The organism is Bradyrhizobium sp. SZCCHNR1098, assembly GCF_032489375.1.
GTDB lineage: Bacteria > Pseudomonadota > Alphaproteobacteria > Rhizobiales > Xanthobacteraceae > Bradyrhizobium.
Genome location: NZ_JAUEXY010000017.1, coordinates 127,503 through 149,975 on the forward strand (window position 1 = coordinate 127,503; position 22,473 = coordinate 149,975).

Genomic DNA, 22,473 nt, shown 5'->3' on the forward strand with positions numbered 1-22,473 from the left:
TTGGAAAACGGCTCTATTTCGATCAGCCAAGTTTCGTGGGACAGTTTGCCGGCGCGCAACGAGGCGGCACGACACGGCTGCCTGCGCGCATCCGATCTACAGATCTGTCGAGTGATCTCTATCGGCAGAGGCATGACATCGCGAGGACGACGCACTCTTGAGCAATCTCGAACAAGCTGCCGGGACGATCGAGCTGCCGCAGACCAATCGTGACGCCGCGCGCCCCAGCGCGGACAGGCGTCGCGCGCTGAGCCCGGCGACGCTGCAGGCCCTGTCTTGGCTCGCGCCCGCCCTCCTCATCGTGATCTGGGAAGCGGCGGCGCAGGGCGGCTATCTGTCGCCGCAAGTCTTGCCGGCGCCAAGCAAGATCATGCGCACGGCCTTCAAGCTGACGACGCAGGGCACCCTGCTGAACGATCTCGGCGTCAGCCTGCTGCGCGCTGCTGCCGGCTTTGCGATCGGCGGTGCCATCGGCTTTGTGCTCGGCATTCTCGTCGGCTTCTCGCGGATCGCCGAAGCGCTGATCGACCGCAGCGTCCAGATGATCCGCGCGATCCCTTTCCTCGCCATGCTGCCGCTCGTGATCGTCTGGCTCGGCGTCGGCGAGGCCGAGAAGGTGTTTCTGGTCGCACTCGGCGTGACCTTCCCGATCTACATCAACACCACGCTCGGCATCCGCCAGGTGGATCCGAAACTGCTCGAGCTCGGCCGGGTCCAGGCGCTGTCGACGCTGCAGCTGATCCGCCGCATCATCCTGCCCGGCGCCCTGCCCTCCATTCTCACCGGCGTCCGCTATGCGTTGGCGACCGCGTGGCTCGCGCTGGTCGTCGCTGAGACGATCGGCGCGCAGTCCGGCCTCGGCTTCCTCGCGATGGACGCCCGCGAATTCCTGCGCACCGATGTCATCGTGCTGACCATCGTGATCTACGCCCTGATCGGCGTCGGCGCCGACCTGATCGCGCGCTGGCTGGAACGGCGGCTGCTCGCATGGCACCCGAACTACGGAGCGGCGCGATGACGGTCCAGTTCGCGCCGCCGCTGCAGGGCGCCACCGCGCCTGCGGTGATCGTCAATGGTCTGCGCCGCGCCTATGGCGAGCGTACCGTCATCGAAGGCCTCGATCTTCGCATCGAACGCGGTGAGTTCGTGGCGCTGCTCGGCGAGAGCGGCTGCGGCAAGACGACCTTGCTGCGCGCGCTGGCCGGGCTCGATCCGATCCAGGCTGGCCGCATCATCGGGCCGCGCCGGCCCGCCGTCGTGTTCCAGGAACATCGCCTGTTGCCCTGGGACAGCCTGTGGCGCAACGTCGCGCTCGGTCTCGATGTGCCCGACGCGCGCGCCCGCGCCGCCGCGGCGCTGGCAGAGGTTGGCTTGGGCGACCGCCTCGACGACTGGCCGCGCAATCTCTCGGGCGGCCAGGCGCAGCGCGTCGCGCTCGCTCGTGCGCTGGTGCAGCAGCCGGAGCTGCTGCTGCTCGACGAACCGTTCGCCGCGCTCGACGCGCTGACCCGCATCCGCATGCACGCGCTGGTACGCGAGCTCGTCGCCAACCATCGTCCCGGCGTGCTGCTCGTCACGCACGACGTCGACGAAGCGATCGCGCTCGCCGATCGCATCCTGGTGATGCGCGACGGCCGGATCGCCTTCGAGCACCGCGCGGATCGCAGCGGCACGGTCGCCCGCGGCGACCTGCTGGCTGAACTCGGTGTGCTCGGTTCACACGCTCACGATTGATTTTCGGAAGGATCGACATGTCTTCGGATGACTTCTCCCGCCGCCAGTTCCTCGGCACCGCCGCCTTCGGCATCGGCGCGCTCGCCGGCTTCACCCTGACGGATGACGCATGGTCCGCGCCCGGCCGCGTCACGGACACGGTGCGTCTCACCTGGGGTCTCTCGGGCCTCAACCTGATCGCCAAGGAGCGCGGCGAGTTCGAGAAGCTGCTCGCCAAGGACGGCATCAAGGTCGAATGGCTCGGCCCGTTCCCGAACCACGCCCCGACCTTGCAGGCCGTCACCGGCGGCACCGCGGATTTCAGCTTCGGCGGCTCGACCACGCCGGCGCTGGCCGCGATCATTGCCGGCTCGCCACTGGTGTTTACGCAATTCGTCGTCTACGAGCCCCGCACGACAGCGATCATCGCCCGCGACGATTCCGGCATCAACAAGGTCGAGGATCTCGTCGGCAAGTCGGTCGCCGTCAACCGCTCCGGCCTCGGCGAATTCCTACTGGTCGCCGCGCTGGAGAAGCACAAGGTCGACCGCTCCAAGGTCAAGTTCGTCTACCTCAATCCGCCGGACGCGGCGCCGGCGCTGGCTTCGGGCAAGGTCGACGCCTGGTCGATGTGGAGCCCGGGCGTCGATATCGCCCGGCTCGACTACAAGGCGCACGACATCTTCCTGGAAGGCCGCGATCTCGAGTTCCAGATCGACTACACGTCCTATCTGACCACCCGCAAGTTCGCGACCGAGAATCCGGCCCTGGTACGCGCCGTCAACGAGGCGTTTCGCGCCGAGGGCAAATGGATCTCGGAGAACAGCAAGGACGCCGAATACATCGCGCAGAAGGCCGGCAAATACAGCGATCAGATCCGCGACCAGTTCATCGCGCTGAACCGCAAATACCGCTATTTCTCCGTCAACGACAAGCAGTTCGTCACTGACCTGCAGAAGGCCGCCGATTGGCTGGTCGAGCGCAAGGTGCTGCCGGAGCCCGTCAATGTCGCCGACCACCTCGCCCAGATCGACGAGCCGACGCCGCAACGCTGAGCAGCTCGCTTCCTCTTGTCTCGCTATCGTCCGGATCCGTCATGAACAAGCCGCTGCCCACCAAATCCTTCACCACCGAGCCGCCCCTTCCGCTCGCTCCTGGCGCACTCGAGACCCTGCTGGCCGCAATCGCCGAAGGCGAGTCGGACCGCGAGCGCGAGCGCATCCTGCCGCACCAGCAGATTGCGCTGATCAAGCAGGCGCGGCTTGGCGCGCTGCGGCTGCCTGTCGCCGCAGGCGGCGCCGGCGGCTCGATCCGCGATCTGTTCCAGATCGTGATCCGGCTCGCCGAGGCCGATGCCAATGTGGCGCACATCCTGCGCAATCATTTCAGCGTCGTCGAGCGGCTGGTCCGCAATCCCCGCGACGACCAGGCGCGCGAATGGCAGAAGTCGGTGGCCGGCGGCGCGATCATCGGGCTTGCCACCACCGAGCTCGACAGTCCCCAGGTCGGCAACATCACGCCGAACACGACCTTCACGCCCGACCGCGACGACTATCTGCTGAACGGCACCAAATATTACAGCACCGGCACCCTGTATTCCGACCTCGTACTGGTGCGTGCGGCCGATCCGAGCGGGCGTCCCGGCGCCACGATCATCCCGGTCAACCGCGACGGCATCGAGCTGATCGACGACTGGGACGGCATGGGGCAACGGCTGACGGCGACCGGCACCACCCATTTCCGCAACGTCAGGGTCAAGCAGCAGGAGATCGTGTTCGACGCTCCGGACATCGGCTACGGCGTGCCCTATTCGAACACGTTCGCGCAGCTGTTCCTGACCGCCGCCGTCGCCGGCATCAGCCGCGCCGCCCTGCGCGACGCAATCGCGCTGGTCCGCTCGCGCAAGCGCACGTTCTATTATGCGCCGCATGAAAAGCCGACCGAGGACCCGCTGCTGCAGGAGACCATCGGCAAGATCGCGAGCGCGGCGCATGCCGCGGAGACGGTCGTCCTTGTCGCGGCCGAAGCGCTCGACGCGGCCACGGAGGCGTTCGATGCCGGACGCGCCGATGCCGAGGAGCTGGCCCACCGGGCTGCACTGCTGTCGGCGCAGGCCAAGATCATCGCGGATGATGCGGCCATCAAAAATGGCGGACACATCTTCGACGTCGGCGGCGCCTCGTCGACCAAGAAGGCCACCAATTTCGACCGGCACTGGCGCAACGCCCGCACCCTGTCGTCGCACAACCCGGTCACCTACAAGGAGCGGGCGATCGGGCAGTATCTGATCAACGGCACGCCGCTTCCGGCCAAGGGCTTCTTCTGACCGACGGCGCTGCCGCGACGAGGGACACGGCCAATACGGCGCGTGCCCGAGGGAGGCGACGGATGAGCAAGCGTGACCTTCATCTCGTATCTGAGACCGCGTTCGATCCCCAGCACTTCCACTCGGCCCTGCGCCGTGTCGCGGCCGGCGTCAGCGTCGTGACCGCGGGCCGCGGCGAGGAGATCACCGGGGTGACGATCGCCTCGCTGATCTCGCTGTCATCAGAGCCGCCGCGGCTCATGATCAGTCTCGGCAGCCGGTCGTCAGCGTTCCCGCTGATCGCTCGCGACGGCTGGTTCGGCATCAACATCCTCAGCTCGGACCAGCTCGCGCTCGCTGATCGCTTCAGCACGCCGCATCTGTCGGGACAGCAGAAGTTCGAGGGCATCGACTGGTCGCGCGGCCCGGCCGGCGTCCCGCTGCTGCAGCACGCCCAGGCCGCGATCGCGTGCGAGGTCGACGAGATCATCGAGCGCTACGCGCATGCGATCATCGTCGGTCGCCCCGACAGCGTCGAGCTTGCGCCCAAATTGTCGAGCCTGCTGTATTGGAACGACCAGTATGTCGAGGTCGACCGCAATGCGGATCTCGACCTGCTCGCCGAGGTCAGCGTGCCCTTGACCCATGTCCGGTGATGACGCGCATGCGCACGGAGGAAACGGCATGAGCTCTCGCCCCACCACGGGATCGGGTCCGGACAACGCCACCTCTGCAGGCGAACGCTGGGGTCTCGACCGGCTCGTTGCGGAGCTGCGCGTGTCACGCGAGGAGACGCACAGCATCCGCAAGGACGGCGTCATCCACCGGCCGCCATCGCGCGACAAGCTGGCGCAGATCGTCTCCGCGCTCACCGAAGCGATGTTCCCGCGCCACTATGGCCAATACGATCTCGACGGCGAGAACATCGACTATTTCGTCGGCCACCGGCTCAGCATCGGGCTCGATCTGCTGTCGGATCAGATCCACCGCTCCGCTTTGTTCGTCGGCGATGAGCTGATCCCCGGCTTCCGCCAGCCCGAGGCTGTGGAGCTGACCCGCCGCTTCGCGGCTGGGCTGCCAACCCTGCGCGGTGTCCTGATCAGCGATCTGCGCGCCGCCTTCGTCGGTGACCCCGCCGCCAAGAGCTTCCCGGAGATCCTGATCGGCTATCCCGGGATGACGGCGATCATCCATCACCGGCTCGCCCATCTGCTCTATGGCCTCGACGCTCGCCTCGTGTCGCGGCTGATCGCCGAGATCGCCCATAACAGCACCGGCATCGACATTCATCCGGGCGCCCAGATCGGCTCCGGTTTCTTCATCGATCACGGCACCGGAGTGGTGATCGGCGAGACCGCCGTGATCGGCGACCACGTCCGGATCTACCAGGCCGTGACGCTCGGCGCGCGCCACTTCCCGACCGAGGAGGACGGCACGCTGATCAAGGGTGACGCCCGCCATCCGATCGTCGAGGACGACGTCGTCATCTATGCCGGCGCCACGATCCTCGGCCGCATCACGATCGGACGGGGCTCGACGATCGGCGGCAACGTCTGGCTGACCCACGACGTGCCCGCGAACAGCGTCGTGACCCAGGCCTCCCTGCGCAACAAGGTCGGTGGACCTGCGCTGCAGAAGTCATGATCGACTCATTTTGCGGTGACGGCGACAGTCGCCGCGACCGAGCACACGGTCGATCGACGATCCGCTGTGCAGGAAGGCAGCCGCTCGAAATGTCGCTCCCCCGTTCCTGATGAGGACGACGCATTCATGCTCGTGCCCCGATCAACAATGCAAATCCATTTCATCGACAGCATCGGGACAGGGCCACTAGATTTTGACCTCCCGCAGCCGGCGCCAGTCGCTCCGATGGCTGCAGCGTTTCAACGGAAGCTGCGATGTTCGACCCTCTCGCCGTGATCAGTCTTCAGCAGAATACGCCCGGGCTTGCCGGTACCGGTGAGCCGCCCGGCGGCATCCAGGACCATTCCGGCAAGCGCTGCCTGGAGGGCCACAAAGCAGGTCTCGACCTCCGCGCCGGCATCAACTGGCTGGCCGATCAAATCGCCCGGCGCCTGCGATCGGCTCACGACTTGAGCTACGCATCCGCCCGCGATCCGCACTAGCCGATATCGGTCGGTTGCCGATACACGCACATCAGCACGCCACAACACGAGCGCCCCATGAGCCAGCGTCGCCAACTGAACCTCAACCTCTTCATCTATCCCGGCGGCCATCACGAGGCGGCCTGGCGCTACAAGGGCTCGGCGACCAGCCGCGCGCTCGACATCACCTACTATCAGCAGCTGGCAAGGACGGCGGAGCACTCCAAGTTCGATGCGATCTTCTTCGCTGACGGTCCGGCGCTCGCCGACAACGTCCGCTACGCGCAACGCTTCCGCTTCGAGCCGATCACCTGGCTGTCGGCGATCGCCGCCGCGACCAGCCGCATCGGCCTGATCGGCACGGCTTCGACCACCTATCACGAGCCGTATAATCTGGCGCGCCTGTACGCCTCGCTCGATCATCTCAGCGGCGGCCGCGCCGGCTGGAACATCGTCACCACAAGCGCGCCACAGGCGGCGCAGAACTTCGGCCTGCCGGAGCATCCGCCGCATCATGAACGCTACGAGCGCGCCAAGGAATTCCTCGATGTCGTGACCGCGCTGTGGGACAGCTGGGAGGACGACGCGGTCGTCAACGATCCCGCCTCCGGCATCTTCGCCGACACCGACAAGGTCCATGCGCTGAACCATGTCGGCAAGTATTTTCGCGTGCGCGGTCCGCTCAACGTGCCGCGCTCGCCGCAGGGGCGGCCGGTCTACGTCCAGGCCGGCTCGTCCGAGGATGGCCGCGCCTTCGCCGCGCGCTTCGCGGAAGCCATCTTCACCGCGCACCAGACGCTGGCGAGCGCGCAGGAGTTCTATGCCGACATCAAGCGCCAGGCGCGCTCGCTCGATCGCAATCCGGATCACGTCAAGATCCTGCCCGGCATCAGCCCGTTCGTCGGCTCGACGCAGGCCGAAGCCGACCGCCTGCAGGAGGAATTCAACGACCTGATCCAGCCGGACTATTCGCTGGTGCAGCTGCGCCAGATGCTCGGTCTCGACCTCCAGGGCTTCGATCTCGACGGCCCGTTCCCGCGTCATCTGATCGAGACCGACGGCGCGCGCGGCGTCGCCAGCCGCTTCAAGCTCGTGGTCGACATCGTCGACCGCGAGAAGCCGACGATCCGGCAGCTGATCCAGCGCCTCGCCGGCGCACGCGGCCATTGGGTGATCGCCGGCACGCCGGAAAAGATCGCCGACAACATCCAGACCTGGTTCGAGAACGGCGCCGCCGACGGCTTCAACGTGATGCCGCCCTGGCTGCCCGGCGGCTTCGACCTGTTCGCCGAGCACGTCGTTCCGATCCTGCGCAAGCGCGGCCTGTTCCGCGAGGACTACACCGGCAAGACCCTGCGCGAGCATTACGGGCTCGACCGTCCGGACAGCGCCTTCAGTCACCAGGTCCAGGCGATTGCCTGAGATCCGTTCCCGAGCGGCGCGGACGCCTTGCAAGGCATCCGCGCCGCTCTTCGTTTGTCGAAGCTTTGGAAGTCCCATGCCTGCATTGACACGATCGCAAGTCCTCCGCCTGCTCGCCGCCTCGACGCTCTCCCTGTTCACCGTCACCAGCGCGTCGGCGCAGTCGGCCGAGAAGAAGGAGCTCAAGGTCGGCTTCGTGCCCGGCCCCTATATCGACGAGTTCAAGATCGGCGTTGCGCCCGAGCTTGCAAAGAAGGGCTATCAGATCCGCTATGTCGAGTTCTCGACCGGGCTTGAGGCCAACAATGCCGTGTTCAAGAGCGAGATCGACGCCAATGTCATGCAGCACACGGTGTTCCTGAACTCCTACAATGAGCGGCAGAAGACCGATCTCACCGGCATCGTGCACGTGCCGACGCCGCCGATGGGGATCTACTCCAAGAAGCACCCGCTCGGCACCAAGATCGGCGCCGGCGCCAAGATCGCGGTGCCGAACGATCCGGTCAACCTGCAGCGCGCGCTGTGGATCCTGCGCGATCTCGGCCTGATCGAGATCCGCGACTCCAAGCCGGTCGACGTCACCGAGCTCGACGTCATCAAGAATCCCGGCGGCATCAAGATCGTCCCGCTGGAGGCCGCGCAGGCGCCGCGCGCGCTCGACGACGTCGACTTCGCCGCCGTCCAGGGCAATTTCGCGATCTTCAGCGGCCTGAAGCTGACCAACGCCTTCGCGCTGGAAAAGATGACGACGCCCTACATCAACGTGGTCGCGGTCAAGCGCGACAACGCCGACACCGCCTGGGCGAAGGACATCGTAGCGGGCTACAAGTCGCCAGGCTTCAAGGCCGCGATCCTCGCCGATCGCTTCTATGACGGCTTCACGCTGCCCGATTACATGAAGTGACCAACGGCGGCGGCCCGCGCTCGTCACGGGCCGCCGCTGATCTCGGTCGACGCCAGCTCTACTTCAATCCGAAGCCGAGCGCGCGCAGCGCCTCGGTCAGCTTGTCGCGGCCGTTGAGCGCCTTCGCCGAGCCCAGTCGGTTCAGCACGGCTTCTCGCCAGCCGACTGCAGCGATGCCCTGGCTGGTCTGGAAGTCGCGCAGCGTCTCGTCATAGGCGGCGATGCCGTGGATCTCGTCCGTCGGCGCATAGCGCTCGCGATGCAGGATCACGCTCTGGCGCAGCCGCGGCTTGACGTCCTCGCCGGCGGCCCGATCGGCATAGCCGACGCAGAGGCCGAACACGGCAAGCACGTTCGGCGGCAGGCCGAGCTCCTCGGCCACCGCCTGCGGGCGGTTGCGGATCGCGCCGATATAGACCGAGCCGAGCCCGAGCGCCTCCAGCGCCACCACGGCGTTCTGGGCTGCGAGCGCGGCATCGATGACCGCAACGAACAGCGTTTCCAGGAAATGGATGCCGTCGTCGGAGCGCCCTTCGCGCCGTGCCAGCCGTTCGGCCCGCGACAGGTCGGCAAGCCAGACCAGGAACAACGGCGCCTCGCGGATATGCTTCTGGTTGCCGGCGAACTCCGACAGCCGCTGCTTGCGCGCGGGATCCTCGACCGCGACGACGCTCCAGGTCTGCAGGTTAGAGGACGACGCGGCCGACTGCGCGGCGGCTACCAACGTCTCCACGGTGTGCGGCGGCACCGGATCAGGCCGATAGCTGCGGATCGAGCGATGCGCCAGCAACTGGCCGAGGATGTCCTCGGCGCCGGCGGCGACCGCAGGGATATGCGCGCCATAACGCTTGCGCAGCGCCGCCGTGACATCGTCTTCCGCCGCGCGCGATGTCCTCGTTTCAACAATCGTCATTCCAGTCCCTCACGTCATGCCGTGCGCTTTTCGCGCCGGCAGTCATCTCGTCCAGCTCGCACTTCGATCCGCAGCAAAGCCGACCTCGCGGACGACGGCAATCCCCATATCGCCCGCGTCGGTCGGCGCTCACGGCTACTCGGCGGCCTCCGCAGCAGCAGGATGAGCCACTGTCTCAATCACGGGTTTACGCAAGCCCGCCTGCTCCATCAGCGGCAGCACGCGGCGGCCGAAGAAGTCGAGGTCGGGCTTGAAATCGTACAACGACAGCTGCAGGCCATCGACGCCGGCCTTCTTGAGCTGGACGAACTGCTCGACCACCTGCTCGGGGGTGCCGATCACCTCGATGTTGCCGCCGATCGCCCGGCGCTTGGGCGCATCGACGCCGACACGGCCGCGCCAGGCATGAGCGTCGCTGTCGAGCCGGTTGAAGTCGCCGACCGGATCGGCATGGGCGACGATGGCATCGTGATAGGTCCAGGTCTCGCGCTCGGTCTCGCGGCAGATCACCATCGGATTGAGCAGCGTCCGCACCTCGCGGCCGAGATCGCGCGCCGCCTGCTTGACCCTCGCCGTATGCGCCGGCAGCGCAGGAATGGCGCTCTCGAAGCTCGAGCCTGTCGGGCTGGTGATGAAGACGATGTCGGAATAGCGCGCGGCAAAGGCGATGCCGGCGTCCGAGCCGGTGGCGTTGACCAGCACCGGCCGGCCGTAGCGCGGCTTCGGCGTCACGAAGGCGCCGTTGAGCTTCCAGGACGACTGGCCGGAGAATGAGTAGTTCTCAGTGTCGCCCCACAGCCGCTGCAGCACTTCAAGAAACTCGGCGGCGAGTTCGTAGCGGCGGTCGTGATCGATCCGGCTCCAGCCGAACGCCTCGTGCTCGGCGGCGCGATGGCCGGTCACGACATTGATGCCCCAGCGCCCGTTGGAGATGTGATCGAGCGTGGCGCCATATTTGGCGAGATGCAGCGGATGCAAGGGACCGTAGAGCACGTGGATGGTCGAGACCAGGATGATGCGCCGGGTCACGCTGGTCAGCGCCGCCGTGGTCATAAACGAGTCGAGCGCCTCGCCGGTGAAGACGCCGCCATAGCCGCCCTTGGGCAGCCATTGCGACAGCGCGAACACCAGATCGAAGCCGAGATTCTCCGCAGCCAGCACCAGGTCGCGGTTGTAGTCGAAATGCCAGGACGTCGTCCGCGGCAAGGTCGACGCGCTCCAGCCGCCGGCCTGGATCGGCAGGAACAGGCCGAGCAGCAGCGGCTGCTGCAGCGCCTGCGACAACGGGCTGTCCGGCCGGTCGGCCGGTCCCGGAAAGCCGTCGAGGCCGACAAGGGCTCCTGGCCGGTGGGTGATGATGGTCATGCCGTCCTCCTGTCGTCTGCGGCGGTTGCACGCACGGTTTCGCCGGCGCGGCGAAACACCGTTTCCATCAGCCATTGCTCGTTAGGAAACTGCCGGGCCCATTCGTCCCAGCCGGAATGCTTGCGATATTGACCGAGGCGTCCCGAGGCCACCGCCTCGCCCGGCGTGATCGTGACGCGGCGGTCGCAATCGGGCGCGACGTAGATCGCATCCGCGCGGCAATACAGCTCGCACATGAAGCAGGTCTGGCAATCCTCGACCCGCGCCAGCAGCGGCGGCCCCGACGACGCGCGGTCGAGCACGTTGGTCGGGCACGCCTCGACGCAGGCGCCACAGTCCGTGCAGCGATCGGCAACGATGAGCTCGATCATGACGCGGCTTCCAGGGCGATTGGAGCTGCCGGCACACGGCGCGTGTCGGCTGCGATGTCGACGCGATCGAGGCCGCGGCTCACCAGGCGCACTGCGAGGTCCGGATCGACGCCGGGATGATCGAGCCTGCGATGCATCCCCCTGCTTTCGGTCCGCTGTCGCGCGGTCGCGACCGACCAGCGCGCCGTTGCGACCAGCGCCGCCGTCTCGCGCGACCGCAGCGGATCGCCGCCCGCATGGTCGGCGATCTCGCGCCAGAGCCCGTCGAGCGACCGGAGCGACGCAGCCTGCGTCGATTCCTTGCGGAACAGGTTCTTGTCGAATGGATGCATCTCGGCGCGGACGCCGGCCCTGATCGCGTCGAGATCGCCCGCTCTGCTCCGCACCCTCGGCCGCAAGCCGGCCTGTCCGAGCGGAATCAAGGACGAGGCTTTCGACCCGATGCTGCGCGCCAGTCGCGCGGCGGCCTGCCCGGCACGGACGCCCGACGACAGCGCCCAGGCCGAATTGATGCTGCCGCCGCCGGAGATCGCACCGGCAACCTTCTCGCGCGAGGCGTTGTCGCCGGCGACGAACAGCCCCGGCACGGCAGTACGCCCGTCGAGATCGTCGACCCTGACGCCGCCGAGACCACGGATGGTACCGTCATTGTGCAGCGTGACCTCGAAGCGATCGCGCCAGGGATCGACGCCCCAGCGATCGAACACCAGCGGCACGTTCGGCGAGATCGTATGCAGGCGGGCCTTGATGTCGTCGGGCAGAAGATGGAGCGAGCAAAACACCGGTCCAGCAAGCATAGCCTTGGCCAACCCGACCGTCTGCTGCGGCCCGAACGGCAGATCGAGTTCGCGCCCGTCGGCGTCGTAATAAGTCGCGAACGCATAGGCCATGCTGCGCGTCATCGTCGAATGCGCCGGCGCGATCGTGTAGGCCGCGGTGAATTCCATCCCTGAGAGATCGGCGCCGGCTTCCGCCGCCAGCAGATAGCCATCGCCGGTATTGGTGCGCGATCCCAAGAGATGCGACAGGAAGCTGGTGCCGCCGGCAGCGAGCACAGTCGCACCTGCGGCGATCTGGTAAGGCCGCGCCCCATCCTGACGGCGAAGGCCTCGTGCACCGCCGATCGTGCCGTCACTGCGCGCCAGCAGTTCCAGCGCTGGCGAATGGTCAAGGATCGTGACGCCATGATCACGCGCAAAGGCACGCAGCGCCCGCATGTATTCGGGACCGCGAACCGCGCGATAGTTGGTCTGCCCGTCATCGTCGATGCCGAACGCGTAGTGGCTCGCGAGCGTTGGCAATGTCCGCCAAGTCTCCGCGATGATCCCATGCATCCATGCGGCTTCGCCGAGACCGAGACCCGCGATGACACGCTGGCTGACGGCCTGCTCGCGCGCCTGCGGCGGCACCCACCAGTGACCGGGGCCGGCCGCGGCCGTGACGCCGCTGGTGCCGCAATAGCCCTTGTCGACGAGGATCACCCGCGCACCGGCGCGCGCGGCCGAGACCGCAGCCCAGGCACCGGCCATGCCGCCGCCGATGACGAGCACGTCGGCGGTGAGCGATAGTGGATCTGGCCCTGAAGCAGTCACGGCGACACCGGATGTGTCATCCGCAAGGCGCGCGCTCCCGTTCGTTCTGCCGGCGTGGCCTGCGCAACCATGTTCCGAACTCCGCAGCCGTGCGCAAACGACGCACGCGCGCCGTCATGGTCATCCAGTGCGGCGTCGCTGGCAATTTCAGAGTTGCGCGATTTTCAAACGCTCTGTTCTCGCCGCGATCCATGATCGGAGAAGATTTCGGTCGAGTGTTCCAGGCTTCCATCGCCGCCCGGCGCGCCAGCCGGCTGCAAATAATATTTCTATCGCAGCGTCGCTAATGACGACACACCTGCGACAACAATCTGTATGTTCTTGGAACACCATCGATCGGAACGCGCCAACAAGTAGAATATTCGTCTTTCCGAATCCGGCCGATGTTTTACGTGCTAGACTACAAACGTAGCACATCGTCCGCGCGCGAGAGAAAAGGCATCTTTGCATGGGCCGTTTTCCAGAACGACACGTGATCATCGTCGGCGGCGGCGCATCCGGCGTTCTTCTGGCCTATCAGCTGCTGCAACGTCCGAAGTCCGATATCCGGGTCACCTTGATCGAGAAGCGTTCGGAAGTCGGTCGCGGGCTGGCCTATCACACCGGCAATGCTGATCACCTGCTCAACGTGCGCGCTGCCAACATGAGTGCGCTGCCCGATGATCCCGACCATTTCTGGCGCTGGCTGTCGACGCACGAGCATGGCCTGCGGCTTTGTCCCGATCCGTTCTGCTTCGTGCCTCGCCGCCTTTATGGCGACTACATCGCTAGCCTGATCGCGCCGTTCCTGGAGACCGAGGACGGCGCCCGGCGTCTCAGCATTATCCGTGGCGAATGCATCGCGGTGAGCGAGGGCGCTCACACCGTGACCGTGAGTTTGGCGGATGGGACGCGGCAGGTTGGCGACGTCGCGGTGTTCGCGACCGGGCATGACGCGGCCATCCCGCGCTCGGCCTGGCATGCCGATCCCTGGATCTCGCCGTCCATTCCCGGCTTCAGCCGCGATTCGGCGGTGCTCATTCTCGGCGCCGGCCTGACTATGGCGGACTACGTGCTGTCGCTGCTGCGCGAGGGCCATCGCGGCCCGATCCTCGCGATCTCGCGCCGCGGCCTGATGGTCAAGGGACATCGGCGTATCACTCCCTGCAAGATCAGCGAGGATGAGGTTCCGTTCGGTGCGCGCGGCAGCGTTCTACTGCGCTGGTTCCGGCAGCGGATCGCCGCCCACATCGCCGAGGGTGGCGACTGGCGCGGCGTCATCGACGCCGTCAGGCCGTTCAGCCATCGGCTGTGGCAGGACTTGCCGCTGGCGTCCAAGCGCAGCTTCCTGGAGCATGCGCGGGCATGGTGGGATGTGCATCGGCACCGCATGGCGCCCGAGGTGAAGAAGCGCATCGCGCAGGCGATCGCGGACGGCCAGCTTCGGGTCGCCGCCGCCAAGCTCGTCAAGATCGACGGTGGGACGCAAGGCGCCCGCGCGCATTATCGCCGGCGTGGCCGCAGCGAGATCGAGACGCTCGAGGTCGGTGCCGTGATCGACTGCACGGGGATCGTCAGGGACCCCCGCGCCACCGCCAATCCTGCGGTCCGCAGCCTGTTCGATCAGGGGCTGGCGCGTTGCGATCCGCTGCGGATCGGCATCGAGGTCACGGCGGACTGCGCCATCGTCGGTGCCGATGGCACGCCGTCACAGCGCCTGTTCGCAATCGGCCCGCTGACCCGCGCCGCCTTCTGGGAGATCATCGCGATCCCGGACATCCGAAGCCAGTGCGCCGATCTGGCGGACCGGCTATTGCAGGCCCGCCCGATCGTCGGGTCGCCGCGCGATGCGCCGGCGTTGGCGGCGGTTGCCGATCACCAGGTCGCGATGTAGGTGCCCTTGAAGCGCGTCTCCAGGAACGCCTTGACCGGCTCGGAGTGGTAGGCCTCGATCAGCTGCTTGACCCAGGGCTTGTCCTTGTCCTCCTCGCGCACCGCGAGGATGTTGACCCAGGGCCCCTCGGCATTCTCGCGCGCGATCGCATCTTTGGCGGGATTGAGCCCGGCCTGGACGGCGTAGTTGTTGTTGATCGAGACGAGATCGACATCGGCCAGCGCGCGCGGCAGCTGCGCCGCGTCGAGCTCGACGAATTTCAGCTTCTTCGGATTGTCGGTGATGTCGACCACTGTCGAGGCGACATTGCTCGGATCCTTCAGCTTGATGACACCGTGCAGCGCAAGGATCATCAACCCGCGCGCGCCGTTCGACGGATCATTGGCGATCGCGACCTTGGCGCCTTCCGGAAGCTCGGCCAGCGTCTTGTATTTCTGCGAATACACGCCCTGCGGCGAGGCGATGGTGGTCGCGACCTTGACGATCTTCCATCCGGTCTTGGAGATCTGGTTCTTCAGATAGGGCTCGTGCTGGAACGAGTTCGCCTCGAGATCCTTCAACGCCAGCGCCTGGTTTGGAATCACGTAGTCGGTGAACTCGACGACCTTGATGTCGAGCCCGCGCTCGGCAGCGACCTTCTTCACGACGTCGATGATTTCGGCATGCGGCCCGGCGGTCACGCCGACGCGGATGGCTTCCGCTTGTGCGGGAAGGATCAACGACACAAGGGCGGCAATGGCAACAATGGGAAGGCGCATTCAAGTCTCCAACGAAACAACCAAGTTTCGTTGCTCACTAGCGCCGCAACAGCCGGGCCGCAATCGCAGGTGCGAACAAAGCAATGGACGCGCTCTCGAAAGTGATCATCGCGCACAAATGTTCTTTCATCTCAGCCCTTCTGATCGATTCATTCTCTCAATCTGTAGCCCGGATGAGCGAAGCGACATCCGGGGTCACACGAGGCCGTGGAGGAGAACCCGCATGTCGCTGACGCTCATGCGGGCTACGGGCGCTCGCTCAGTTGAACAGGTCCGGCTCCTGCGCCGTGATCCAGTCCCACAGCGGCTGGAAGCTGAAATAGCCGCCCTTGTGGGTGCCGACCTGCCCTGCCGTCAGCTTGGCGATCTCGTGCGGAATCGGCTTGGTCGGGCCGGCCGCCTCGGCCAGCAATTGCGTACGCGCGGCATTGTCCATCGCGATGTACCACCACGCGGTCGCCTCGATGGTCGGGCCGACGGTCAGCAGCCCGTGATTCTGCAGGATGGCGGCCTTCTTCGTTCCCAGCACCTGCGCGATCTTCTTGCCCTCCTCGGCATCGAGCACGACGCCGGCGAACGGGTCGAACAGCACGTGGTCGTCGTAGAACGCGCAGGAATCCTGCGTCAGCGGATCGAGCAGCCGGCCGAGCGCGGACCACGCCTTGCCATAGGTCGAATGCGTATGCGCGGCGGCGATCACATGCGGATGCGCCGCATGGATCGCGGAGTGAATGACGAAGCCGGCCGGGTTGATCGGCCTGTCGCCGATCAGGATGTTGCCATCGTGATCGACGAGTTGCAGGTCGGACACCTTGATCTGGCTGAAATGCGCCGACAGCGGATTGATCCAGAACCGGTCGGGGAATTCCGGATCGCGCACGGTGACGTGGCCCGCCAGGCCCTGATCGAAACCGTAGCGGGCAAACAGGCGGAAGGTCGCCGCGAGGCGCTGCTTGCGATGCAGCCGCTCCTCCGCGAACGTGGCGGCGGGCTGGCGCTCGACGAGCGCAAACTTCCTGGGTTTCTCGACGAGCGTATTCATGGCCGTTCACCTCTTGCCTCGAGCGCGCGCGTCCATCGCGCGGTCAGCTCGTTGGGCTGATGGTAGAACGAACCGCGCGAGACGATCTTTTCAAAGATCGAGGCTCACCGGAAATGCCGGCGAGCCCTCGTTTCCCACGTCAACCGAGAACATCTCCGGCGCGCCGTCGCAGCGCAATCTCTGCTCAGCGCTGCCGCAGCCGCCGATTGAGCCGGCGCGCGAGATGATCACCGACGGTCTGCACCGTCTGCACCAGCGCGATCAGGACGACCACTACCGCCAGCATCATCTCCGGCATGAAGCGCTGGTAGCCGTAGCGGATGCCGAGATCGCCGAGGCCGCCGCCGCCGACGGCGCCGACCATCGCGGAGTAGCCGAGCAGGCTGACCACGGCGAGCGTCAACGCCAGCACGAGGCCCGGCAAGGCTTCCGGGATCAGCACCTTGAACACGATCTGCAGCGGAGTCGCGCCGAACGAGGACGCGGTCTCGATCAGGCCGCCATCGACCTCGCGGATCGCCGCCTCGACCAGCCGCGCGATGAACGGCGTCGCCGCCACCGTCAGCGGCACGATCGCAGCCCCCGAGCCGATCGACGTGCCGGCGACGAGGCGCGTGAACGGGATGATGGCGACGACCAGGATGATGAAGGGCGTCGAGCGCGTGGCGTTGACGACGACGCCAAGGATCGCGTTGGCCGCGGGCGCTGCGAACAACTCCCCCGCGCGGCTCGTCGCCAGGAAGACGCCGAGCGGCAACCCGAGCGAGGTCGCGACCAACGCCGCGGTCGAGACCATGAACAGGCTCTCGCCGGTGGCCTGGATGATCAGGGTGATGAGCTCAGGAGACATAGCCGAGACGCTCCGCTGCGAAGTGATGCAGTGAGAGATAGGCCAGCGTCTGCCGCGCCGCCGCCTCGCCGCCGGGAATGCCCAGGATCAGCGAGCCGACATGCTGGCCGCCGATCTCGTCGATCCGCGCCGACAGCAGCGCGACATCGATCGACAGCTCGCGTGCCAGCCGCGCCACCAGCGTGTCGCCGGCATCCGAGCCGCGCACCTGGACGCGGAGCACCGTCTGTCCGATCGGCACAGGCTCCTGCACGAGGCGGCTCGCCAGCGACACCGGCACGGCGTCGCCGAGCACCTCGGCCAGGAAGGTCTGCGTTGTCGGATGCTTCGGATGGGTGAAGATGTCGGCGACATGGCCGCGCTCGACGACGCGGCCGCCATCAATCACGACGACTTCCTTGGCGAGCTGGCGGACCACGGACATCTCGTGGGTGATCAGGATGATGGTGACGCCGAGTTCGCGATTGATGTTGGCGAGCAGGTCAAGAATCGCGCGCGTGGTCTGCGGATCGAGCGCCGACGTCGCCTCATCCGACAGCAGCACGTTCGGCCGCGTCGCCAGCGCGCGCGCAATGCCGATGCGCTGCTTCTGACCGCCGGACAACTCCGCCGGGTAGCGATCATGCTTGTCGGCGATGTCGACCAGCTCCAGCAGCTCGGCGACCCGCGTCCTGATGTCGGCCTTCGACCAGCCGGCGATCTCGAGCGGGAGTGCGATGTTGTCGGAGGCCGTGCGCGACGACAGCAGGTTGAAGTGCTGGAAGATCATGCCGATCGAACGCTGCGCCAGCCGGAGCGCCTGGCCGCGCAGAGCCGAGATGTGGCGTCCATCGACGACCACCCGTCCCGCCGTCGGCTTCTCCAGCCCATTGATCAGCCTGACGAGGCTCGACTTGCCGGCGCCGGACCGTCCGATCACGCCGGTGATGGAGCCCCGCGCGATCGCGAAGTCAATATCCTTGAGCGCCTCGACATCCGGCTTGTCGCGATAGGCGGGATAGATCTTCGACAGTCCCTCGAAGCGAACCATCGGCTCGGCGACGAGAGACGAAGGGACGAGACCGGCCGGCACGACCGGCTCGGCGATCCCCAGGGTTGGGTGGGCATTCATGGACTGACCTTGGACTGACCTTGGCTTCAGATGCTGCAGCGCACTCGAATTGCGCTCACCATCGCCTGCGATCAGTCCAGAGGCAATTTCAGAAAATGCCCCCAAGTTGGACGAAGCTTCTCACGGCGTCACCGTCCGTGAAACGTCATCCTCCTGCTCACGTTCAATCGAAGTGGAACACCAGCATCCGCAATTCGATGCTCTCGCGCGGTGGCGCATCGGCCGGCGTCGTCGGGTCGACGAACGCGGTATGCGGTCCGAACCGCGTGCGCCCGTCGGTCGCCGAATCGTAGCACTTCAGCAGCAGCGCCTCGTCGGGTGTCATGTCCGGGAAATAGAACCAGCGATGAACGGGATTGTACGTGACGGAGTAGATCTCGCCGTTGCGGTTGGGATAGATCAGGTCGGACGCGACCAGATCATCCGGCGCGACCGTGGTCCCGTCGCACATCGCCAGCGGCGTGTCGCGCAACGGCCCGATGATTGGCCGCCACAGGTTGATCACCTGAACCCGCCCGCGCAGCAGGTCCTCCGCCTCGGCGCCGAGATGCTCACGCACCCGGTTGGCACCCGACGTCGCGGTCTGGTCCACATGCACGCGCGTCGCCGGCTGGCGCGGCCCGCCGTCACGGACGACGGGAGCACCGGCCACACGCTTGCGCAGGGTGTGGTCGAAGATCACGACGCGATCGGCGCGCAAGGTCGCACGAATGAAGGCCTCCGCCGCCGGATAATAGATGCTACGGATTTCCTTCTCGTTGGTGAAGTCACGCACGAATGTGGGGTGTCGCACCAGCGCAAAGCCCTCGCGGTCGAGCGAGAATGATTGCGCGATCGGGCGGCCGTTGAACACCGGCACCTGACGGGGCTCCGGCAGCGCGGTCGATTTCGGCTCGCCCGGCGGCGGGTCGAACGCATAGGTGCGCGGCTTGCCCGCGGTGGGCGCCAGATAGTTCAGCTCGGCGAGAACGAAGGGCAACGCTTCGATCTTTCTCTCGACCAGGCTCATGGATGTCTCCGGGCAGTTTCATGCGATTGCATGTAGCTTGATCGGCGCCGGCGGTCAGAACAAGCCGGCGCCCGAAATAGCAACGCTCCTGCTTTCGCTACGGCCCGGCGTAGCAAGGAATTGCTCGTCGAACACAGTGCTAGACCGAAGTTTTCTTCTGGGTGTCGCGTCCTGCGCCAGGACATGGCTGGCATGACATCACCGCAGCCAGACTCGGCGCCATCGGGTCCCTTGCATTCGGGTCACGCCGCCCGCGCAGAAAAATTCTTGCTCGATCAGCCTGAAAATCGCGCGACCCATTTTATTGACGGCATGCGGCGTCCTTCTACACTCAGCATCAGAGCACCAACGCGCCCCGCGCCGAACAGACACGATCCGACGCCACCGCATGTCAGCCGCACCTCCGCAGGTCTTCGCCATCGATCTTGGCCGGCGCCCGGCCTTCGTGTTCGCCGCGAATGATCACGACATGGCGCAGAGCCTGGTGCGGTCACCGCGATTGCTCCGCGCGATCGACGCTTTCTGCCGGCTGAGGCGTCCCGCCCAGGCCGAACGGCTTGCGCTCCGCGGAGCAACCGACGACGAGGCCGCCGTCTATCGCGACCGCGCCGACGAGCTTGCCGACGGGGCGATCTCCCGCCTTCTCTTGGTACATATCAGCCCGGACTGACACCGCAGGGAAGCGCAGGCCCGTTCGGGCCCGCGCCTGTGCAGCGCGACCGCCCTACTCCGCGGCCTCGCTGAGTCCAAGCCGCGCCCGCGGCACCTCGCCGGTCACCACCGACACACGCTCGCCCCAGCGCTCTTCGGGATAGTAGTCCCACACCGCATGATGCTGGCTCGCCCAATTGTCCCAAACCAGCAGCGAGTTCGGCCGCCACTGCACCCGCGTCTGCAGTGCAAGCTGGCCTTCGATGTGACGGAACAGGAGCTGCAGCAGCGCATCGCTCTCGCGCCGGGTCAGCTGCACGATGTGCGAGGTAAAGGACGCATTGACGTACAGGAACTTGCGGCCGGTACGCGGATGAGTCACGACCACCGGATGCTCGGATAGCGGATAGGTCTTGCCGGGATCGGGCTTGGCGCCATAACCGGCGGTCCAGGCCAATGATCCATCATGGATGGCCGTGAGGCCATCCAGCAGCTGCTTGATCGGATCCGACAGGAATTCATGGGCCAGATACATGTTGGCGAAGGCCGTGTCGCCGCCGAGCGGCGGCGTCTTGGTCACACGAAGCAGCGAGACCGCAATCGGGCTGGGATCGCAGGACACGTCCGGATGCCAGCCGTCACCGGCGGTGAAGCGCGAATTCGCATCGGTCTTCCACGACAGGAATTCCGGATCGAACGGCCCGTCGTGCCGGAAGCGGGTCGCGGCCAGCTCGTGCCGGTGCAGCGACTTGCCGAAGCGGCGCGCAAAGCGCTTGTGGTCGTCTTTCGACGATCTCCTGATCGCGGAACACGATCGCAAGATTCTCATCGAGCGCGCGGTGGATTTCCGCGAACTGCTCGTCCGGCAGATCCTTGGTGAGATCGACGCCGCCGATCTCGGCGCCGACCGTCGGACTGAGCTGCCGCACCTTAATCGTGCGATACGGCTCGCGCCGGGCGCTGTTCCATCCCTGGATGGCCAGCTTGTCGTTGAAGTCCCTGTAGAAGCTCATGACTTGTCCTTCTCGAAAGTTGCGATGTGGGAGATCAGATGACCGCGCGGCGCAGGCGTCCTCCGCCGGTCGCGACGAGCGCACGGGCCGCGCGTTCGGCCTCGCGCGCGGAGGCAAAGTGCTGTCCCTCCAGGCTGTCGAATGCGCGTTCGGATGAGAAAAAGCTGAAGCCGCGCTCGTCGGCCGTGACGATGCCGGCGGTGCGGTTGAGAACCTCGATGACATAGGCTTTGGACATGACTGGTCGTTCGCCGCGTGCGTGCGGCGCTCCTGTCTGATCTGCAGATGGTTGAAGGCGTTGAATTCGGCTGCAGCGATCAGCAACAGGCCCCGGTCGCCGCAGAGAAACAGCGGCCGGCAAGGCGCTTGCGCACCAGGCGATCGGCTGCGGTTCGGGTTCTCATCTGGCGTTCCGTGGTTGAGCGATGACGACAGGGAATATCGGCGCGAGGCGCTATGCGGTCAATGAAATGGAACTTCAAAGATTGCAAACCAGCGCATCGTTTATTTCAGAACGACACATCTCGACGCAAATAGTCGCTCGCTTATCCGGAAGCTGGGATTGAGACGGACTTGCAGATGACGCGGCGTGGGACATCGTACGACAAAAGCTTTCTCCACGTTTCAAACAGCAGGCATGGCTCGGGGATCTCGCGGCCGCATGCGCCCGAGCTTTGCATTCGTTCGACCTCTCCTTTGAAGAAGAGGCGCAGGGAAGACCGGGTATCGGCTGATACCCGCGGTCCGCGTGCAACAAAAAGCACGCGGCAGAACCACAGGTTCAGCCCAATATCCGGCCTTCCCTGCGCGACGGTTTGAACGGGTTATAGGCGCTCTCCCCGGGGATCGGCTGTCTTGCCCCCGTCGCCAGCGGATCATCATCACCGCCGGCTTGGCATCAGCACCGCGATGCCAGGACCACACCACTTCGCCGTCGCATCGCTCCGTTCGTCGGCGCGGGCTTTGACACCCGGCTGCAGAGCAACGCGCCCATCGCCTCCCCAGCTCGACGCTCGTGACGATCGCGAAACGTCCCTCTTCAGCGAGCCGGGATGCGCGAGAATGTGGAGGTGATTTGCCCGACAACGCAAGTGAGGAGTCCGCGACAAACTGGCACGACGGGCAGTTGGCGCATGTAGGGAATGCGTGGATTGCTCGTCGGGCAGATGATCCATCCCACGACGACCGGGCGTCCGTGAGTCGCCTCGCCCTCCCCCATCGTCATGGCCATGCTCGGTCACAGCCATCCACGTCGTGGTCATCACGAAGAAAGACGTGGATGCCCGGGCCTTCGTCGCGGTCCCCGCGCTGAACGGGGCAGCGAGGGCGTTCGAGATAGCGAGCGAAGCTCACGAGTTTTATGCATTGGACTGCACCCCTTAAGTGAGACACGATAATCTCTGTGACAGGCATTTCGAGGATGACCTGTGGCAGCAAGAGGGAAGAACCGTCAGTTTCCGACGGCTTACAAACTGA

General features: G+C 65.9%; 23 protein-coding genes. 12 read left to right on the forward strand and 11 right to left on the reverse strand.

Going from position 1 to position 22,473, the window contains the following annotated elements; genetic code table 11:
• Positions 1-157: 157 nt before the first annotated feature.
• The 9 genes from QX135_RS29335 to QX135_RS29375 all read left to right on the forward strand — a co-directional run bounded on the left by QX135_RS29335 (position 158) and on the right by QX135_RS29375 (position 8,449).
• Positions 158-1,018, forward strand: coding sequence for an ABC transporter permease subunit (locus QX135_RS29335; RefSeq protein ID WP_315739259.1), 861 nt, complete (start codon positions 158-160; stop codon positions 1,016-1,018).
• Positions 1,015-1,734 carry an ABC transporter ATP-binding protein gene (locus QX135_RS29340; RefSeq protein WP_315739258.1) on the forward strand — a complete coding sequence of 240 codons (720 nt, stop codon included), beginning with the start codon at positions 1,015-1,017 and terminating at the stop codon, positions 1,732-1,734. The genes QX135_RS29335 and QX135_RS29340 overlap by 4 nt, the downstream gene beginning before the upstream one ends.
• Before the next feature lie 17 nt (positions 1,735-1,751).
• Positions 1,752-2,768: an NrtA/SsuA/CpmA family ABC transporter substrate-binding protein gene (locus QX135_RS29345; RefSeq protein ID WP_315739257.1), complete on the forward strand. Its 1,017-nt coding sequence runs from the start codon at positions 1,752-1,754 to the stop codon at positions 2,766-2,768.
• 41 nt (positions 2,769-2,809) lie between these two features.
• The gene (locus QX135_RS29350) at positions 2,810-4,039 is read left to right on the forward strand and encodes an acyl-CoA dehydrogenase family protein (protein WP_315739256.1); all 1,230 of its coding nucleotides are present in this window, start codon (positions 2,810-2,812) and stop codon (positions 4,037-4,039) included.
• A gap of 62 nt (positions 4,040-4,101) precedes the next feature.
• Positions 4,102-4,674 carry a flavin reductase family protein gene (locus QX135_RS29355; RefSeq protein WP_315739255.1) on the forward strand — a complete coding sequence of 191 codons (573 nt, stop codon included), beginning with the start codon at positions 4,102-4,104 and terminating at the stop codon, positions 4,672-4,674.
• A gap of 28 nt (positions 4,675-4,702) precedes the next feature.
• Positions 4,703-5,662, forward strand: coding sequence for a serine O-acetyltransferase EpsC (gene epsC / locus QX135_RS29360; RefSeq protein ID WP_315739254.1), 960 nt, complete (start codon positions 4,703-4,705; stop codon positions 5,660-5,662).
• Between the two features lie 254 nt (positions 5,663-5,916).
• Positions 5,917-6,144, forward strand: a complete 228-nt coding sequence (locus QX135_RS29365; protein ID WP_315739253.1) for a hypothetical protein — start codon at positions 5,917-5,919, stop codon at positions 6,142-6,144.
• Positions 6,145-6,201: 57 nt separating this feature from the next.
• Positions 6,202-7,545, forward strand: coding sequence for an LLM class flavin-dependent oxidoreductase (locus QX135_RS29370; protein ID WP_316234423.1), 1,344 nt, complete (start codon positions 6,202-6,204; stop codon positions 7,543-7,545).
• A gap of 76 nt (positions 7,546-7,621) precedes the next feature.
• Positions 7,622-8,449: a MetQ/NlpA family ABC transporter substrate-binding protein gene (locus tag QX135_RS29375; RefSeq protein WP_315777391.1), complete on the forward strand. Its 828-nt coding sequence runs from the start codon at positions 7,622-7,624 to the stop codon at positions 8,447-8,449.
• A 58-nt stretch (positions 8,450-8,507) separates the two neighbouring features.
• On the opposite strand, the gene QX135_RS29380 is transcribed toward QX135_RS29375, so the two are convergent.
• The 4 genes from QX135_RS29380 to QX135_RS29395 form a co-directional block, all read right to left on the reverse strand.
• Positions 8,508-9,362: an NADPH-dependent oxidoreductase gene (locus QX135_RS29380; protein WP_315799077.1), complete on the reverse strand. Its 855-nt coding sequence runs from the start codon at positions 9,360-9,362 to the stop codon at positions 8,508-8,510.
• 135 nt (positions 9,363-9,497) lie between these two features.
• Positions 9,498-10,727 (reverse strand): LLM class flavin-dependent oxidoreductase, encoded by a 1,230-nt coding sequence (locus QX135_RS29385; protein WP_315739248.1) that lies wholly within the window; start codon positions 10,725-10,727, stop codon positions 9,498-9,500.
• Entirely contained in the window at positions 10,724-11,098 is a 375-nt protein-coding gene (locus QX135_RS29390; RefSeq protein ID WP_316182031.1) for a ferredoxin family protein, read from the reverse strand. Before QX135_RS29390 ends, QX135_RS29385 begins: the two co-directional genes overlap by 4 nt.
• Positions 11,095-12,690 carry an FAD-binding protein gene (locus QX135_RS29395; RefSeq protein WP_316182032.1) on the reverse strand — a complete coding sequence of 532 codons (1,596 nt, stop codon included), beginning with the start codon at positions 12,688-12,690 and terminating at the stop codon, positions 11,095-11,097. Before QX135_RS29395 ends, QX135_RS29390 begins: the two co-directional genes overlap by 4 nt.
• 448 nt (positions 12,691-13,138) lie before the next feature.
• Between QX135_RS29395 and QX135_RS29400 the strand changes: the two genes are divergently transcribed.
• A complete protein-coding gene (locus tag QX135_RS29400; protein ID WP_316182034.1) occupies positions 13,139-14,563 on the forward strand; it encodes an FAD/NAD(P)-binding protein in 1,425 nt (474 codons plus the stop codon).
• On the opposite strand, the gene QX135_RS29405 is transcribed toward QX135_RS29400, so the two are convergent.
• The 5 genes from QX135_RS29405 to QX135_RS29425 form a co-directional block, all read right to left on the reverse strand.
• A complete protein-coding gene (locus QX135_RS29405) occupies positions 14,545-15,321 on the reverse strand; it encodes a MetQ/NlpA family ABC transporter substrate-binding protein (protein ID WP_315739244.1) in 777 nt (258 codons plus the stop codon). The two genes, QX135_RS29400 and QX135_RS29405, sit on opposite strands and share 19 nt — an antisense overlap.
• A gap of 259 nt (positions 15,322-15,580) precedes the next feature.
• A complete protein-coding gene (locus tag QX135_RS29410; protein ID WP_316182038.1) occupies positions 15,581-16,363 on the reverse strand; it encodes a class II aldolase/adducin family protein in 783 nt (260 codons plus the stop codon).
• A gap of 184 nt (positions 16,364-16,547) precedes the next feature.
• Positions 16,548-17,213, reverse strand: a complete 666-nt coding sequence (locus QX135_RS29415; protein ID WP_315786568.1) for a methionine ABC transporter permease — start codon at positions 17,211-17,213, stop codon at positions 16,548-16,550.
• Entirely contained in the window at positions 17,203-18,324 is a 1,122-nt protein-coding gene (locus QX135_RS29420; RefSeq protein WP_315786571.1) for a methionine ABC transporter ATP-binding protein, read from the reverse strand. Before QX135_RS29420 ends, QX135_RS29415 begins: the two co-directional genes overlap by 11 nt.
• Positions 18,325-18,487: 163 nt before the next feature.
• The gene (locus QX135_RS29425; RefSeq protein WP_316182041.1) at positions 18,488-19,333 is read right to left on the reverse strand and encodes a CmcJ/NvfI family oxidoreductase; all 846 of its coding nucleotides are present in this window, start codon (positions 19,331-19,333) and stop codon (positions 18,488-18,490) included.
• Between the two features lie 388 nt (positions 19,334-19,721).
• Between QX135_RS29425 and QX135_RS29430 the strand changes: the two genes are divergently transcribed.
• Positions 19,722-20,003, forward strand: a complete 282-nt coding sequence (locus QX135_RS29430; RefSeq protein ID WP_316182043.1) for a hypothetical protein — start codon at positions 19,722-19,724, stop codon at positions 20,001-20,003.
• 54 nt (positions 20,004-20,057) lie between these two features.
• Here the strand turns inward: QX135_RS29430 and QX135_RS29435 are convergent, their stop codons facing one another.
• A complete protein-coding gene (locus QX135_RS29435; protein ID WP_316182045.1) occupies positions 20,058-20,804 on the reverse strand; it encodes a TauD/TfdA family dioxygenase in 747 nt (248 codons plus the stop codon).
• A gap of 19 nt (positions 20,805-20,823) precedes the next feature.
• Between QX135_RS29435 and QX135_RS29440 the strand changes: the two genes are divergently transcribed.
• Positions 20,824-21,039, forward strand: coding sequence for a hypothetical protein (locus QX135_RS29440; RefSeq protein WP_316182047.1), 216 nt, complete (start codon positions 20,824-20,826; stop codon positions 21,037-21,039).
• On the opposite strand, the gene QX135_RS29445 is transcribed toward QX135_RS29440, so the two are convergent.
• The gene (locus QX135_RS29445; protein WP_315739236.1) at positions 21,032-21,235 is read right to left on the reverse strand and encodes a hypothetical protein; all 204 of its coding nucleotides are present in this window, start codon (positions 21,233-21,235) and stop codon (positions 21,032-21,034) included. The genes QX135_RS29440 and QX135_RS29445 overlap by 8 nt on opposite strands.
• Positions 21,236-22,473 lie beyond the last annotated feature (1,238 nt).

Excerpts from the sequence above, each read along its gene's own strand:
- QX135_RS29340 (WP_315739258.1), top strand. The coding sequence starts at position 1,015 with ATGACGGTCCAGTTCGCGCCGCCGCTGCAGGGCGCCACCGCGCCTGCG.
- QX135_RS29345 (WP_315739257.1), top strand. The coding sequence starts at position 1,752 with ATGTCTTCGGATGACTTCTCCCGCCGCCAGTTCCTCGGCACCGCCGCC.
- QX135_RS29350 (WP_315739256.1), top strand. The coding sequence starts at position 2,810 with ATGAACAAGCCGCTGCCCACCAAATCCTTCACCACCGAGCCGCCCCTT.
- QX135_RS29355 (WP_315739255.1), top strand. The coding sequence starts at position 4,102 with ATGAGCAAGCGTGACCTTCATCTCGTATCTGAGACCGCGTTCGATCCC.
- epsC (WP_315739254.1), top strand. The coding sequence starts at position 4,703 with ATGAGCTCTCGCCCCACCACGGGATCGGGTCCGGACAACGCCACCTCT.
- QX135_RS29365 (WP_315739253.1), top strand. The coding sequence starts at position 5,917 with ATGTTCGACCCTCTCGCCGTGATCAGTCTTCAGCAGAATACGCCCGGG.
- QX135_RS29370 (WP_316234423.1), top strand. The coding sequence starts at position 6,202 with ATGAGCCAGCGTCGCCAACTGAACCTCAACCTCTTCATCTATCCCGGC.
- QX135_RS29375 (WP_315777391.1), top strand. The coding sequence starts at position 7,622 with ATGCCTGCATTGACACGATCGCAAGTCCTCCGCCTGCTCGCCGCCTCG.
- QX135_RS29380 (WP_315799077.1), bottom strand. The coding sequence starts at position 9,362 with ATGACGATTGTTGAAACGAGGACATCGCGCGCGGCGGAAGACGATGTC.
- QX135_RS29385 (WP_315739248.1), bottom strand. The coding sequence starts at position 10,727 with ATGACCATCATCACCCACCGGCCAGGAGCCCTTGTCGGCCTCGACGGC.
- QX135_RS29390 (WP_316182031.1), bottom strand. The coding sequence starts at position 11,098 with ATGATCGAGCTCATCGTTGCCGATCGCTGCACGGACTGTGGCGCCTGC.
- QX135_RS29400 (WP_316182034.1), top strand. The coding sequence starts at position 13,139 with ATGGGCCGTTTTCCAGAACGACACGTGATCATCGTCGGCGGCGGCGCA.
- QX135_RS29405 (WP_315739244.1), bottom strand. The coding sequence starts at position 15,321 with ATGCGCCTTCCCATTGTTGCCATTGCCGCCCTTGTGTCGTTGATCCTT.
- QX135_RS29410 (WP_316182038.1), bottom strand. The coding sequence starts at position 16,363 with ATGAATACGCTCGTCGAGAAACCCAGGAAGTTTGCGCTCGTCGAGCGC.
- QX135_RS29415 (WP_315786568.1), bottom strand. The coding sequence starts at position 17,213 with ATGTCTCCTGAGCTCATCACCCTGATCATCCAGGCCACCGGCGAGAGC.
- QX135_RS29420 (WP_315786571.1), bottom strand. The coding sequence starts at position 18,324 with ATGAATGCCCACCCAACCCTGGGGATCGCCGAGCCGGTCGTGCCGGCC.
- QX135_RS29425 (WP_316182041.1), bottom strand. The coding sequence starts at position 19,333 with ATGAGCCTGGTCGAGAGAAAGATCGAAGCGTTGCCCTTCGTTCTCGCC.
- QX135_RS29430 (WP_316182043.1), top strand. The coding sequence starts at position 19,722 with ATGTCAGCCGCACCTCCGCAGGTCTTCGCCATCGATCTTGGCCGGCGC.
- QX135_RS29445 (WP_315739236.1), bottom strand. The coding sequence starts at position 21,235 with ATGTCCAAAGCCTATGTCATCGAGGTTCTCAACCGCACCGCCGGCATC.